Origin of the sequence: Bacteroides sp. AF25-5LB, assembly GCF_003602965.1 — a bacterium.
Taxonomy (GTDB): Bacteria; Bacteroidota; Bacteroidia; order Bacteroidales; family Bacteroidaceae; genus Bacteroides; species Bacteroides uniformis.
This window is the reverse complement of record NZ_QTMC01000005.1, coordinates 55,444-71,332: the sequence shown is the minus strand read 5'-3', so window position 1 is coordinate 71,332 and position 15,889 is coordinate 55,444. Positions and strand designations below refer to the sequence as shown.

The following is a 15,889-nucleotide window of genomic DNA, read 5'->3' as shown; positions in this document are numbered from 1 at the left end:
TATTATGTCAAAATTGAGATTCAGAGTAGTAGAAACGGCGTTTAAGAAGAAACCCGTTGCAGTGGCAGTTCCGGCGGAACGTCCGTCAGAGTATTTTGCCAAGTATGTATTCAACAAGGAGAAGATGTTCCGCTATCTGCCGAGCAAGGTGTATGCCAAACTGACGGATGTGATTGACAACGGAGCTCCGCTGGACCGCAGCATAGCCGACGAAGTTGCCGCAGGTATGAAGAAATGGGCGGTTGAAATGGGGGCGACCCACTATACGCACTGGTTTCATCCGCTGACCGAAGGTACTGCCGAAAAGCACGATGCTTTTGTGGAACACGACGGCAAAGGCGGCGTGATGGAGGAATTCACCGGCAAACTGCTCGTGCAGCAGGAACCGGACGCTTCCAGTTTCCCGAACGGCGGTATCCGCAATACGTTCGAGGCACGTGGCTACTCGGCATGGGACCCCTCCTCCCCGGCATTCATCGTAGACGACACGCTCTGCATCCCGACTATTTTCATCGCCTATACCGGTGAGTCTCTGGACTACAAGGCACCGTTGCTGAAAGCCCTGCGTGCCGTAGACAAGGCTGCCGTCGACGTATGCCACTATTTCAATCCGGAAGTAAAGAAAGTGGTTGCCTATCTGGGCTGGGAGCAGGAATATTTTCTGGTTGACGAAGGGTTGTACGCCGCACGCCCCGACCTGCTGATGACCGGACGCACGCTGATGGGCCATGACAGCGCCAAGAACCAGCAGTTGGAAGACCACTACTTCGGGGCTATTCCCAGCCGTGTGGCCGCTTTCATGAAGGAGCTGGAAATCGAAGCGCTGAAACTCGGCATCCCTGTCAAGACCCGTCACAACGAAGTGGCTCCCAACCAGTTCGAGCTGGCTCCCGTCTTCGAGGAATGCAACCTGGCGGTAGACCACAACATGCTCATCATGGCCTTGATGCGTAAAGTGGCACGTAACCACGGTTTCCGCGTACTGCTGCACGAAAAGCCCTTCAAGGGTGTCAACGGTAGCGGCAAGCATAATAACTGGTCGCTGGGTACGGATACCGGTATCCTGCTCCACGCACCCGGCAAACTGCCCGAAGAGAACCTGCGTTTCATCACCTTCGTAGTGAATACGCTGATGGCCGTATACCGTCACAACGGATTGCTGAAAGCCTCCATCTCCAGTGCGACGAACGCCCACCGGCTGGGTGCCAACGAAGCGCCTCCGGCCATCATCTCTTCCTTCCTGGGCAAGCAGTTGAGCCAGGTGCTGGAACACATCGAAGAGAGCACTAAGGACGACCTCGTCAGCCTCAGCGGCAAGCAAGGCATGAAGCTGGACATCCCGCAGATTCCGGAACTGATGATAGACAATACCGACCGTAACCGCACCAGCCCGTTCGCCTTCACCGGCAACCGCTTCGAGTTCCGCGCCGTGGGTTCCGAGGCCAACTGCGCCAGTGCCATGATTGCGCTGAACTCCGCCCTTGCCGAGCAGTTGACGGAATTCAAGAAAGATGTGGACGAACTGATTGAAAAGGGCGAGCCGAAAATCTCCGCCATCCTCGAAGTTATCCGCAAGTACATCAAGATTTGCAAACCCATCCACTTCGATGGAAACGGTTACAGTGACGAATGGAAAGCTGAAGCTGCCCGTCGTGGTCTGGATTGCGAGACAAGTGTCCCCGTCATCTTCGACAACTACCTGAAACCGGAGAGCATCCGGATGTTCGAGTCCATCGGCGTCATGACGAAGAAGGAACTGGAAGCCCGCAACGAGGTGAAATGGGAAATGTACACCAAGAAAATACAGATTGAAGCCCGTGTGCTCGGAGATTTGGCCATGAACCACATTATTCCCGTAGCTACACAGTATCAGTCGGATTTGATTGACAATGTCTACAAGATGAAAGACCTGTTCCCCGCAGAGAAGGCTGCAAAACTGTCTGCCAAGAATCTGGAACTCATCGAAGAGATTGCCGACCGTACCGCCTTCATCAAGGAGCATGTGGATGCCATGATCGAGGCGCGCAAAGTGGCCAACAAAATTGAGAGTGAACGTGAAAAAGCCATCGCCTACCACGACAACATCGTACCGATGATGGAGGAAATCCGTTACCACATCGACAAGCTGGAACTCATCGTCGACAATCAGATGTGGACGTTGCCCAAATATCGCGAGTTACTGTTTATAAGATGAAAAATGAAGGATGAATCCTTAATCCCTATCTCATTCTTTTGTTGGTTGTTTTAAGTTTGCAGGGGGGAGAGGTGCCGCGAGGCAGTTCTCTCTCTTTTTTCGTCCATGCCAACAGTTGGCGGTAAGCCGGAAATAACCTATCTTTGCCCGTCAGATAAAACAATCCTGTCATCATGAAGAATTTACGTAATTGCTATGCAGCGTTCCTACTGTTTGCCTTGCTGTTCGTTTCGGCTGCTGCCCCGGCACAAACCGATCTGCAGCAAAAACTGGGTCGGATTTCCACCATTACGGAAACCCGTCCGTTGGAGTCTACCCGGTTCTCCGAGAAGTATGTAACCTATTTCACCCAGCCGTTGGACCACCGTCATCCCGAAAAGGGCAGTTTCCACCAACGTGTAATTGTCTCCCACGTCGGCTTCGACCGTCCCACAGTGATTGTAACCGAAGGCTATGGAGCCGCCTATGCCCTCAACCCCAAGTATCGCGAGGAACTTTCCGAGCTGCTCGATGCCAACATGATTTTTGTGGAATACCGTTATTTCCTGGAATCCACCCCTGAGCCTAAAGACTGGCAATACCTCACCGCCGAGAATTCTGCCGACGACCTCCACGCCGTCCGCAACGCCTTTAAAAGCATCTATCCCGGCAAATGGATTGCGACCGGCATCAGCAAGGGCGGACAGACTACCCTGCTCTACCGCACGTTCTATCCGGACGACGTGGATATTTCCGTGCCTTATGTAGCTCCGCTCTGCTACGGGGCAGAAGACGGACGCCACGAGCCTTTCCTCAGGAAAGTGTCTACTCCGGAAGACCGCAAACGGATTGAGGACTTCCAGTTGGAAGTGTTGAAACGGAAAGCCGCACTGCTCCCCCGCTTTGAGAAATATTGCGATGAAAAAGGACTCAAGTTCCGTGCACCCGTTGAAGAGATATACGACTATTGTGTGCTGGAGTATTCTTTTGCCCTTTGGCAGTGGGGAACTCCCGTCAGCAGCATCCCTGCCACCACGGCCTCGGACGATGAGATATTTGCCCATCTGCTCGACATCAGTAATCCCGACTACTTCATTGCCGACAGTCCCACAGCCTCGTTCTTCGTACAGGCCGCCCGCGAACTGGGCTATTATGGCTACGATACGAAGCCTTTCAAGAAGTATCTTTCCATCCAATCGAGTAAGGATTACCTGCATCGCCTGATGCTTCCCGAAGAGCTGAAAGACATGCCCTTCGACAAGACCCTAAGCAAGAAAATCACGAAGTTCCTGAAAGAGAATGACCCGAAGATGATATTCATCTACGGACAGAACGACCCGTGGACAGCTGCCGGAGTGACCTGGCTGAAAGGAAAGAAAAACATCCATGTATTCGTAGAGCCCGGAGGAAGCCATCGGGCACGCATCGGTACACTGCCCGACGTTCAAAAGCAAGAAGCCATTTCACTGATAAACAAGTGGCTGCAAGAATAAAAAGACAGATGGTCCGCTTGATTGAAACAGACCATCTATTCAATGCCAACAGACCATGCGTTCAGGGTAAACAGACCATCTGTTTACAACCAACGCATGGTCCGTTTTTTTATTCTACGATTTCAGCATCTTCAATGTTATTGATTTCTCTTGAAGAGGAGTCCTTTGTACCCGATGCTTTGGGACGGCGACGCGTAAACTTGAACCAGTTCAGCAGTTCCGAAGCCGCATAGACCAGACTGCTGATGCCGATAATAATAAATGCCGTGGAGCGTACTCCCGTAGGATTGAACAGCGCAACCAAGCCGGCAAGCAGAATCAATACCGGAACCACATAAAAACCTCCCGGTACCGGCATCCAGCGACGGGCAGCGGAAAGCGAAGCAATCTGTTGCACTCCTCCCATCACCAAGATAAATCCCAATACAAATGTCAGCAAATCGGCAAAGAAACCGGGCATAATAATCAGCCACAAGCCAAACAGCAGGCTGCCTACTCCCTCGATAGGGAAGCGGCGGCGCATCTCCGTGCTCTGTGCAAAGTAGCCTATGATGCTGATGAGCGAAGGCACCAGGAAAATGACACCTATCGTAATCACAAAGTAATCACCGGCTTGGTCGGGAAACATCACCAGCACCAAACCGATAACCAGTGCACATATAGCACGCAAAAATGAATAACTTAATCCTTTCATGAGTCTATGTTTTTTTGCGAAGATACATCTTTATCCGAATAACTCCACACGAAAATCCCGAAAAATCAGTTTACATTCAGCCAGGCATTCATATCTTCGGCCACAAAGAGCCAGTATAATAACAACAGTACAGCAATAACCACGCCTATGGCAACTAAATGTTTTCTATTCATAGTTTGTTCCTTTCTTTTTTTGAATGAATATTCGTTTTTACTACACTTATAAGAACAATATTTCAAGAAAAATGTTCTTATCCAGAAAAAAAGTCATATTTATTTTGGCAGTTAAAACAAAGTGCTTATATTTGTCGCGAAAACGAAGACAGGCTGCACCTCAGCATAAAAAATGAACAAGTTCATTTTATTATACATTCGGTTTGCACTGTCTTTGCCCCCGATAAAACAAAAAAGTCAATGAAAACAATGTTAGTAAATACATATTGGTGGTGGCACCCGTTACAACTCCGACAGTCGTAAGGGAGCAGCGCTCGTATGTATATATGTAATATATAGTAAAAAACAAAAAGAGCCCTGTCGCACCAAGCGACGGGGCTTTTTTCGTTTAAGCAATAATGCGTTTTGATTTCTGAAATAGTAAATAGTAAATCGTCAAATAGTAAATAACATGATGAATTTCTTAGTTGACAAAGAAGGTTATTACGGAGAGTTCGGCGGGGCATACGTTCCCGAAATCCTCCACAAATGTGTAGAAGAGTTGCAGAACACCTACCTCAAGGTGCTGCAAAGTGAGGACTTCAAGCGTGAATACGACCAGTTGCTGCGCGACTACGTGGGACGCCCTTCCCCACTCTACTTGGCACACCGCTTGTCCGAGAAGTACGGTTGCCGGATTTACCTCAAGCGTGAAGACCTGAACCATACCGGTGCCCACAAAATCAACAACAGCATCGGGCAGGTATTGCTGGCACGCCGCATGGGCAAGCGCCGCATCATCGCCGAAACCGGAGCCGGACAGCACGGTGTGGCCACAGCCACCGTCTGCGCCTTGATGAACATGGAATGCATCGTCTACATGGGTAAGACCGACGTAGAGCGCCAGCGCGTCAATGTGGAGAAGATGAAGATGCTCGGCGCCACCGTCGTTCCCGTCACCAGTGGTAATATGACGTTGAAGGACGCCACCAACGAAGCCATCCGCGACTGGTGCTGCCATCTCTCAGACACCTACTACGTGATAGGTTCCACCGTCGGCCCGCATCCGTACCCCGACATGGTGGCACGCCTGCAGTCCGTCATCAGCGAAGAAATCAGGAAACAACTTCTTGAGCATGAAGGACGTAGCTGCCCCGATTACCTCATCGCCTGCGTAGGTGGAGGAAGCAATGCAGCCGGCACCATCTATCACTACGTCAACGACCCGCACGTGCAAATCGTCCTCGCCGAAGCCGGAGGAAAAGGCATTGAAACGGGAATGACAGCCGCCACCATCGCCCTCGGCAAGATGGGCATCATCCACGGCTCGCGCACCTACGTCATCCAGAACGAGGACGGACAGATAGAAGAGCCCTATTCCATCTCTGCCGGACTGGACTATCCGGGCATCGGCCCCATGCACGCCAACCTTGCCAAGCAGAAGCGTGCCATCGTCCTCGCCGTCAACGACGACGAAGCCATCCGCGCCGCCTACGAACTGACCCGGCTCGAAGGCATCATCCCCGCATTGGAAAGTGCCCACGCACTGGGTGCGCTGGAGAAGATGAGGTTCAAGCCGACGGACGTGGTGGTGCTGACGGTGTCGGGACGGGGGGATAAGGATATAGAGACGTATTTGAGTGATGAGTTATAAGTGATAAGTGATGAGCTATTTGAAAATACGAGATACAATGAAATAAAATACAAGATACAATGAAACAATATGATTATAAAACAGTCAGCCGCACCATGCTCGGTGACTTGCATACGCCGGTGAGCACGTATCTGAAGGTGCGCGACATCTTTCCGCAGAGCGCACTTATGGAGAGTTCCGACTATCACGGCAGTGAGAACAACCGCTCGTTCATCGCTCTGTGTCCGCTGGCAAGTGTCAGCATAGACCACGGCACGGCTATCTTCCGCCTGCCGGACGACAGCCGCGAAGAGCATCCCATAACCGATGCATACCGGGTAGAGAATGCCTTGAACGATTTCCTTGCCCACTTCCGCGTGGAGGGCGAATACAGCAATTACTGCGGACTCTACGGATACACCTCCTTCAATGCGGTCCGCTACTTCGAGAATATCCCTGTGAAGGACAGCCGCGAAGCTACCAACGATGCGCCGGACATGCTGTACATATTATATAAGTACCTCATCGTCTTCAACGACTTCAAGAATGAGATGCTGCTCCTCGAGATGCTGGCGCCCGGCGAGACCAGCGAACTGGACCAGGTGCAGAAGGCCATCCATAACCGCAACTACACCGCCTACGATTTCCGCGCCATCGGCCCCACCACCTCTCCGCTTACGGACGAGGAGCACAAGGCGAATATCCGCCGGGGCATCGCCCACTGTCTGCGCGGCGACGTTTTCCAGATAGTCCTCTCCCGCCGGTTCGAGCAGCGTTTCACGGGCGATGACTTCAAGCTCTACCGTGCCCTGCGCAGCATCAACCCTTCTCCCTATCTGTTCTATTTCGACTTCGGGGGCTTCCGCATTTTCGGCTCGTCTCCCGAAACCCATTGCCGCATCGAAGGCCGCCATGCCTATATCGACCCCATTGCCGGAACCACGAAGCGCACCGGCGATGCAGAGCAGGACGCCCTCAATGCCCGGTACCTGCACGACGACCCCAAAGAGAACGCCGAACACGTGATGCTGGTGGACCTTGCCCGCAACGACCTCTCCCGCAACTGCCACGATGTAAAGGTGGACTTCTATAAGGAGATGCAGTATTACAGCCATGTTATCCACCTCGTCAGCCGTGTCAGCGGAACGCTCCGCGAAGAGGCCGACCCCGTCAAGGCCTTCATCGACACCTTCCCTGCCGGTACCCTGAGCGGCGCCCCGAAAGTACGCGCCATGCAGCTCATCAGCCAGCTGGAACCGCACAACCGTGGAGCCTACGGAGGCTGCATCGGTTTCATCGGACTGAACGGCTCGCTGAACCAGGCGATTACGATTCGTACTTTTGTCAGCCGCAATGGTGTCCTCTGGTTCCAGGCAGGCGGCGGCATCGTAGCCAAGAGCAACGACGAGTACGAACTGCAAGAGGTGAACAACAAGCTCGGCGCACTGAAAAAGGCGATTGAGATGGCGGAAAAAATGTGAGTTCATGTACGATTTGACGATTTACGATGTACGATTTGCCATGCGGCGTACATTGCGCAGCCAAATCGTACATCGTAAATAAAGTAACTTCAATCGTACATCGTAAATCGTCAAATAGTAAATAAAATAGATTGTAAATACAAAAGATGAAAACAGTTATCATAGACAATTACGACTCCTTCACCTACAACCTTGCCCATCTGGTGAAAGAGCTTGGCGCAGAAGTGGATGTGCTGCGCAACGATAAATTCCGGCTCGAAGAATTGGAGCCATACGATAAAATCATCCTCTCACCCGGCCCCGGTGTCCCCGAGGAAGCCGGACTGTTGCTGGATGTCATCCGCACCTATGCCGGACGGAAACCCATACTCGGTGTCTGTCTGGGCGAACAAGCCATCGGACAAGCGTTCGGTGGAAAGCTGGTCAATCTGGAAGAGGTGTTCCATGGGGTACAGACGGAGATAAGGAGGAAGGAGGAAAGACTAGGGACAAGGGATGAAGGATTAGGGGGAAAGGATTATAAAGGTATTTCTCTCGAAGAAGACTATATCTTCTGCGGTTTACCCAATAGGATTCCCGTCGGACGATACCACTCCTGGGTAGTGGATACGAAGGAGTTTCCCGACGAACTTGCCATTACCGCCATCAGCCCCGAAGGACAAATCATGGCGCTGAAACATCGGGAGTATGACATACACGGCATCCAGTTCCATCCTGAATCGGTACTGACACCCGACGGAAAAACAATCGTAAAAAACTGGCTTTTCAAATGAGGCACTTCAGAAAAAGAGTAAATTCAATCGTCAAATCGTAAATAAATAGATGAAAGCAATACTCACCCGTCTCTTCAATCACGAAGAGCTCACGTCGGAGGAGACCAAACAAATCCTCCTCAACATCACCAAGGAAATGTATCCTGAGGCGCAGATAGCAGCCTTGCTCACTGCCTTCCAGATGCGGAGCATCACTGTGGACGAGCTTATCGGTTTCCGCGAAGCACTGATGGAGACACGCCTTCCCATCGACTTCGCCCCCTATCGCCCCATCGACATTGTAGGTACGGGCGGCGACGGAAAGAACACCTTCAACATCTCCACCTGCGCTTGCTTCGTGGTGGCGGGAGCCGGCTACAAGGTTGCCAAGCACGGCAACTACGGAGCCACTTCCGTGAGCGGAGCCAGCAATGTCATCGAGCAGCACGGCGTACGCTTCACCAACAACCCCGACACGCTGAAACGCAGCATGGAGGAGTGCAACATCGCCTACCTTCATGCCCAACTTTTCAACCCGGCGATGAAGTTTGTCGGTCCCGTACGCAAGACGCTGGGAGTACGCACCTTGTTCAATCTGCTCGGCCCACTGGTGAATCCATGCTGCCCGGCATACCAGCTGCTCGGTGTGGCAGACCTCTCGCAGATGCGCCTATACACCAACGTATTCTATAAGCTCGGCATTGACTTTGCCGTAGTCAACAGCCTCGACAGCTACGACGAAATCTCCCTGACGGACGAGTTCAAGGTGATGACCCGCAACTACGAGCGCATCTACCGTCCGCAGGCCCTCGGCTTCAAAGATGCCCGTCCCGAAGAACTCTTCGGTGGCGCATGCAAGGAAGATGCCGCCCGCATCTTCGACAATATCCTTACGGGGCATGCCACACCTGCACAAACGCAATGCGTCATTGTCAACGCCGCCTTTGCCATCCAGGTGATGGAGCCGCAGAAAGAGATTGAAGAGTGCATCGCCATCGCACGCGAATCACTGGATAGCGGACGGGCGCTGGCTACACTGAAAAAATTTATCGAGATTAATAAATGAAGCAATGAAAGATATACTGTCCGAAATCATCGCCCATAAGCAAACAGAGATTGAACTGCAGAAGCAAACCGTCTCTCCGAAGCAGTTGCAGGAGCAAGCCGAAGTCATCATCCGGGAGAATGCGGTCCACCGCCGCAGCATGAAGCAGGCCCTTGCCGCTTCTTCTACAGGAATCATCTCCGAGTTCAAACGCTGTTCACCCTCCAAAGGCTGGATAAACGAGGCTGCCCAAGCAGAGGAAATACCCGCCTCCTACGAAGCCGCCGGCGCCGCCGCCCTCTCCATCCTGACGGATGAGAAGTTCTTCGGCGGTACGCTGCGCGACATCCGCACGGTCCGTCCGCTCGTCCGCATCCCCATTCTGCGCAAGGACTTCATCATCGACGAGTACCAGCTTCTGCAAGCCTGCATCGTAGGTGCCGACGCCGTACTGCTCATTGCCGCCTGCCTCAGTCCGGAGCAGTGCAGCACCCTCACCGCCCAAGCCCACGAACTCGGGCTGGAGGTATTGCTCGAAATCCACAGCCCTTCGGAACTCTCCTATATAAATAAGGAGGTCGACATGGTGGGTGTCAACAACCGCAACCTCGGCTCTTTCGTCACCGATGTGGAAAACTCCTTCCGGATAGCCCGGCAACTGCGCGAAGCCACCCACGGACCGGCATCCCCGCTCCTTGTCTCCGAAAGCGGCATCTCCGACCCCGAAACCATCTGCCGCCTGCGTGCCGCCGGCTTCCGCGGTTTCCTCATCGGCGAAACCTTCATGAAAACAGCCAACCCGGGCGAAACCCTGAAAAAGTTCATCCAAGACAGTCTCTTAATTAATAATTGAAAGTTGAAAGTTGATAATTGTAAATACAAAAGTCTCTCATACAGCGTTACATCGCGCAGCCAAATAGTAAATAGTAAATAGTAAATAGTAAATAAAATGTCTCCTCTCATCAAAGTATGCGGAATGACCGAAGCAGAAAACATCCGCAATGTAGAACTGCAAGGTGTAGATATGATTGGTTTTATCTTCTACCCCAAATCTCCCCGTTGTCTGTGCCAGATGCCCGGGTATCTGCCAGCCTGCGCCAAGCGCGTCGGCGTCTTTGTCAACGAAAGTAAGGAAAACATCCTGATGTATACCGACCGTTTCGGCCTTGACTACATCCAGCTGCATGGCAATGAAGCTCCCGAGTACTGCCGTTCCCTGCACAATGCAGGCCTGCACCTCATCAAGGCTTTCTCTATCTTGCTGCCCAAGGACCTGCTTGCCGTATCTGCCTACAATGGTCTGTGCGACTACTACCTCTTCGACACCAAGACCCCGCAGTACGGCGGTTCCGGCAACCAGTTCGACTGGAACCTCCTGCACCGCTACAACGGTCCCACCCCGTTCCTGCTTAGCGGTGGCATCAACCCCTACAGCGTAAAAGCCCTCCGGGAGTTCCGCCATCCCTATTTCGCAGGTATCGACATCAACAGCCGTTTCGAGACGACACCGGGAATAAAGGATGTGGAACGCATCGCAAACTTCCTGAAAGAACTCAATGGATTTACTATTTGACGATTTACTATTTACCATGTACAATGTACAATTTGCCATGCGGCGTACATTGCGCAGCCAAATAGTAAATAGTAAATTGTAAAATTGTAAATCGTAACATGCAGCATATATTGCGCAGCCAAATAGTAAATAGTAAATTGTAAAATTGTAAATAGTATGTTGAACCGCATTAACCAACTTTTCCAGGACAGCCCCAAGAATCTGCTGTCCATTTACTTTTGTGCAGGCTGTCCCAACCTCGACGGTACTGCCGACGTTATCCGTGCCCTCGAAAGAAACGGAGTCAGCATGATTGAAATCGGAATTCCGTTCAGTGACCCCATGGCCGACGGCATTGTCATCCAGAATGCCGCCACCCGCGCCCTGCACAACGGCATGTCCCTCCGCCTGCTTTTCGAACAATTGCACGACATCCGTCGCGATGTCCGCATCCCGCTTGTCTTTATGGGGTACCTCAATCCCATCATGCAGTTCGGCTTCGAAGCCTTCTGCCAGAAGTGCGTGGAATGCGGCATCGACGGCGTCATTATTCCCGACCTCCCCTTCCGCGATTACGAAGAGAGTTACAAAGCCATCGCTTTGAAGTATGATATCCGTGTCATCATGCTCATTACCCCCGAAACCAGCGAAGCCCGCGTCCGCGAAATAGACGCCCACACCGACGGATTCATCTATCTGGTGTCCAGTGCCGCCACCACCGGTGCCCAAAAAGACTTCGACACCCGGAAGCAAGCCTACTTCAAGAAGATAGAGGATATGAACCTGCGCAATCCACGCATGGTAGGCTTCGGCATCAGCAACAAGCAGACATTCGATGCCGCCTGCGCCCACTCATCCGGTGCCATCATCGGCAGCCGCTTCGTCACGTTGCTCAACGAGAAGGAAGGAGATGCGGAAAAAGCTATCAGGCAGTTGAAAGAAGAGGTAAGAAAGTTATGAGTGATATCACTCATAACTTTTTTCGCTATCTTTGTACCCCAAAAAGAACCCAAATACGAAATTTATGAAAGTCGATTGCCCTTCCGTACTATTGATTTACACTGGTGGAACTATCGGAATGATAGAAAATCCCGAGACCGGTGCGCTTGAGAACTTCAACTTCGACCAACTGCTGCAACATGTTCCCGAACTGAAGCGCTTCAACTACCGCATCTCTTCCTATCAGTTCGACCCGCCTATCGACTCTTCCGATATGGAACCTTCCCTCTGGGCAAAGATTGTAAAAATCATCAACTACAACTACGACAATTTCGACGGCTTCGTCATCCTGCACGGTACCGATACGATGGCCTATACAGCCTCCGCACTCAGCTTCATGCTCGAGAACCTTTCCAAGCCGGTCATCCTCACCGGTTCCCAGCTTCCCATCGGCACCCTGCGCACCGACGGGAAAGAGAACCTCATCACCGCCATTGAAATAGCCGCCGCCAAGCATCCGGACGGTACTCCTATCGTCCCCGAAGTGTGCATCTTCTTCGAGAACGAGCTGATGCGGGGCAACCGTACCACCAAAATCAATGCCGAGAATTTCAATGCTTTCCGCTCCTTCAACTATCCCGCACTGGCAAAGGCAGGCATCCATATCCGTTATAACGAGCACCTCATCCACCGTCCCGACCCGTCACGCCCCATGAAGCCGCACTACCTTTTCGACACCAATGTCGTAGTGCTCACCCTCTTTCCCGGCATCCAGGAAAGCATCATCAACTCCGTGCTTCATGTTCCCGGCCTGAAAGCTGTTGTCCTCAAGACCTTCGGTTCCGGCAATGCCCCCCAGAAAGAATGGTTCATCCGCCAGCTGAAAGAAGCCAGCGAACGTGGCATTGTCATCGTCAACATCACCCAATGCCAAAGTGGCGCCGTCGAGATGGGACGTTACGAAACCGGTCTGCAACTTCTCCAGGCAGGTGTCATCAGCGGCTATGACAGTACCCCCGAATGTGCCGTCACCAAACTCATGTTCCTCCTGGGACACGGACTGGACCAAGCCGAAATCCGCCACCGCATGAATTCCGACCTGGCAGGAGAAATCACCAAGATTCAGTAAAGCAGCAACACAGAGGGTATATAGTTATATTGACAATTTTCAAAATAAACTTGTTTTATCTATTCGCACAAAAGCGTTAAAAAGGGTTAATCACCATGCTTTTATCCCCCATTAATAAAGCTTATTAGTTTAAATAAACGTACTTTTGCTTACAATCAAGCAAAACAAATGTAAAATATGGGAGAAAATACCCTATACAAACGCTTTCTGCCACTTGTTATTCTTACAGTAGGCATACTGCTGCAGGGTTGTAAAGACGATGTTTTTAACCCCGAAAAAGTGAAAGCAGCCTATCAAGACAGGTTTCCGGTCAAGAACATAGACCCGGCTATGGATTGGAAAATGACTCAGCAGGTCCGGGTCAATGTTTCTGTATCCGAAGATACCGGCATCGACTATACCATACGTATTTACGACAAGAACCCCTTAATCAGCCGGTCATCTGCCAAACTGCTGGCAGAAGGCACCGCCAATAATACAACAGTATTTACTACCGTCATGGACTGCCCTTCTGTACTGACGAGCGCTTTTGTGTGCCGCACCGATACACACAGCCGCAACATAGTAAAATATGTATCCATCCAAAACGGTCAGCTCCATGCCGCTTTCGGCAATTCCCTTGCAACTACACGTACCGCATGGACGCGCAGTGTCAGCATCGAGACCTATTCACCGGAAAAGTCTGAGGCGGAAATCACCGCAATGCTATCAAGCGCCGAAGAAATAAGGCCGAATACCGATTTTCAAAACGGAAAAGCCTACAAAATCTCCAAAGACAATATATATAGGAATAAAATCAGCAAGGACGGCATGGGAAGTGACAATCCGGCCATCATCATCATTGAAGGCAGCTGGGAACCCAATGGAAACAACATGACCGTTGAACGAGGCTTCGAATTCTATGTGATTGACGGAGGGGAAATCGTGATACCGGACGAGCACACCTTCACTTTAGTGCAATCCAGCCGGTTTATCGTCTACGCGGGTGGAACCATCAAAGGGAACGACATCGAATTGACCAATGCATCCGGAGGCAGCTACAACTACAATGCCGGCACCATAGAAATAGATGATTTCCATGTCAGCCAGGGAGGAGTATTCTATAATTGCGGTACCGTACGTGTCGATGAAATGAATTTCGACAGCGGATGCAAATTCATCAACCAGGGCAAAGCCTACATCGGGAAAACCCACAGCAACATCACTATAGACAACGGATGCTATCTATATACGGAAGAATTTGTAGGCACACTGAACATGGGAGACACCTCTTCTGCAGAGATAGAGGATTTCGGGGACCATAGCAACAATTACAACACCAGAATCACAATGGGTGACAACTCCATGATAACCGTACTTGATGAAGCAGAATTGTCACAAGCACAATTTATGGGCTCAAACAATGAATATGCACTGGTAAAAATCAATAAAGTTGAAGATATAGGGAATTTTTCCAGCCAGGGAAACATTCATTATGAAGTGAAAGAAATTGACGATGATATCACTGAGGACATCTGGTGGGAAGCCAAATTCCTTGATGCCATCAAGAATACCGAAGGAACCATATCCAAATGGGGAGAATCCCCCATCACCATTCCCGCCGGAGACTGCACGGGCGAAGGCAATACTCCGAACGAGTCCGGCTCAGAGCCCCCTACAGACCCAGTCTCCTATACGTACGTATTCGAAGACAACTTCCCGTTGGTAGGCGACTATGACTTCAACGACGTGGTCTTGGACGTGGAGACCTACTATCACCGCGAGAAAAAGACGAACCACATCAAGCGCATACAGCTCGACGTGACCCTTGCTGCGGCAGGAGCAAGCAAGCCGTTGGGCGTAGGGCTCCGGATTACCGGAATCAATAAATCCGATATCCGGGAAATCAAGACCGGAGGCGACGATTCGCGTTTCCAGGAGTCATTCAACAGCTCGTACAACAAATTCAAGTACAATAACGCTACTTATATGGAAGATTCCGATCCGAATGTCATAATCCCCATCGCAGGCGAAGTACACAATGTATTTGGAGTTGAATCGGGTAAGATGGTAAATACCGGCATTGGAGTGACCGCCAAAGAGTATACTTATAAAGTCATTATTGAACTGGCAGACCAAAACCGGACAGAACCCCTATTCTCAAAAGACAATCTGGACTTCTTCATCTGTTATCAATATAAAAGCATGGAACAACGCATGGAAGTTCATCTTTACGAATTTTGGGGATATGGCGCCACTGCCGCCGGAACCATACAGCAAGAGAATCTTGACTTAGCAGGCAACAACACATGGGCAATCTGCGTGCCGTATGGCTTCCGCTATCCCAAGGAAACCATCAATATTTCACGCACTGATATCCCCGAAGCAAGCGCATATCCGGAATTCATCTATTGGGCCCAAGACAGAACCCAGTATACGGAATGGTACGAACACCCGGTAGAAGAAAATGTATATAGATAAATATAGCAAACAATTATCATAAGCAATGAAACAAATATTATTTGTAGATGACAAACCTGCCATAGGCAAGGTACTCTCGGTCTATTTAGGAAAAGAAAATGAGCTGGTCTATTTCGAAGATCCCGTCAGAGCCATAGAATGGCTGAATGAGGGGAACGAGCCCGCTCTCATCATTTCGGACATACGCATGCCCAAAATGACCGGAGGTGAATTTCTGGCATATCTGAAAGGCAATTCACTGTTCAAGGACATTCCGGTTGTGATGCTTTCCAGTGAGGAAAGTACCACCGAGCGCATCAACCTGCTCGAAGCAGGAGCCGAGGATTTCATACTGAAACCTTTCAATCCTATGGAGCTGAAGGCCCGCATCAAGAAATTTCTCTAAA

At 50.9% G+C, this 15,889-nt stretch carries 13 protein-coding genes; 12 read left to right on the top strand and 1 reads right to left on the bottom strand.

The features are described 5' to 3' along the window. Positions 1-4 precede the first annotated feature (4 nt). Positions 5-2,194: a glutamine synthetase III gene (locus DWY57_RS07485; RefSeq protein ID WP_117952000.1), complete on the top strand. Its 2,190-nt coding sequence runs from the start codon at positions 5-7 to the stop codon at positions 2,192-2,194. A 173-nt stretch (positions 2,195-2,367) separates the two neighbouring features. Further along, positions 2,368-3,666 (top strand): S28 family serine protease, encoded by a 1,299-nt coding sequence (locus DWY57_RS07480; protein WP_117952003.1) that lies wholly within the window; start codon positions 2,368-2,370, stop codon positions 3,664-3,666. A 109-nt stretch (positions 3,667-3,775) separates the two neighbouring features. Here the strand turns inward: DWY57_RS07480 and DWY57_RS07475 are convergent, their stop codons facing one another. Further along, on the bottom strand, positions 3,776-4,360 hold the full coding sequence (locus DWY57_RS07475) for a DUF308 domain-containing protein (protein WP_117952006.1): 585 nt from the start codon (positions 4,358-4,360) through the stop codon (positions 3,776-3,778). Positions 4,361-4,987: 627 nt separating this feature from the next. On the opposite strand from DWY57_RS07475, the gene trpB reads away from it, so the two are divergent. The 10 genes from trpB to DWY57_RS07420 all read left to right on the top strand — a co-directional run bounded on the left by trpB (position 4,988) and on the right by DWY57_RS07420 (position 15,888). Then, complete coding sequence (gene trpB / locus DWY57_RS07465; RefSeq protein ID WP_207805156.1) at positions 4,988-6,166, top strand: tryptophan synthase subunit beta; 1,179 nt, start codon at positions 4,988-4,990, stop codon at positions 6,164-6,166. A 59-nt stretch (positions 6,167-6,225) separates the two neighbouring features. Further along, positions 6,226-7,626 carry an anthranilate synthase component I family protein gene (locus DWY57_RS07460; protein WP_119961512.1) on the top strand — a complete coding sequence of 467 codons (1,401 nt, stop codon included), beginning with the start codon at positions 6,226-6,228 and terminating at the stop codon, positions 7,624-7,626. 146 nt (positions 7,627-7,772) lie between these two features. Further along, positions 7,773-8,399, top strand: coding sequence for an aminodeoxychorismate/anthranilate synthase component II (locus DWY57_RS07455; RefSeq protein ID WP_119961511.1), 627 nt, complete (start codon positions 7,773-7,775; stop codon positions 8,397-8,399). 49 nt (positions 8,400-8,448) lie between these two features. Then, complete coding sequence (gene trpD, locus DWY57_RS07450) at positions 8,449-9,444, top strand: anthranilate phosphoribosyltransferase (protein ID WP_005837316.1); 996 nt, start codon at positions 8,449-8,451, stop codon at positions 9,442-9,444. Positions 9,445-9,448: 4 nt separating this feature from the next. Beyond that, positions 9,449-10,276, top strand: a complete 828-nt coding sequence (gene trpC, locus DWY57_RS07445; RefSeq protein ID WP_119961510.1) for an indole-3-glycerol phosphate synthase TrpC — start codon at positions 9,449-9,451, stop codon at positions 10,274-10,276. 96 nt (positions 10,277-10,372) lie between these two features. Next, positions 10,373-10,996: a phosphoribosylanthranilate isomerase gene (locus DWY57_RS07440; RefSeq protein WP_119961509.1), complete on the top strand. Its 624-nt coding sequence runs from the start codon at positions 10,373-10,375 to the stop codon at positions 10,994-10,996. Positions 10,997-11,152: 156 nt separating this feature from the next. Then, positions 11,153-11,935 (top strand): tryptophan synthase subunit alpha, encoded by a 783-nt coding sequence (trpA, locus tag DWY57_RS07435; protein ID WP_119961508.1) that lies wholly within the window; start codon positions 11,153-11,155, stop codon positions 11,933-11,935. 64 nt (positions 11,936-11,999) lie between these two features. Further along, a complete protein-coding gene (ansA, locus tag DWY57_RS07430) occupies positions 12,000-13,043 on the top strand; it encodes an asparaginase (protein WP_087333088.1) in 1,044 nt (347 codons plus the stop codon). Between the two features lie 177 nt (positions 13,044-13,220). Further along, complete coding sequence (locus tag DWY57_RS07425) at positions 13,221-15,503, top strand: LruC domain-containing protein (protein WP_119961507.1); 2,283 nt, start codon at positions 13,221-13,223, stop codon at positions 15,501-15,503. 25 nt (positions 15,504-15,528) lie between these two features. Continuing rightward, entirely contained in the window at positions 15,529-15,888 is a 360-nt protein-coding gene (locus DWY57_RS07420; RefSeq protein WP_119961506.1) for a response regulator, read from the top strand. The last annotated feature ends 1 nt before the right edge of the window (position 15,889 follow it).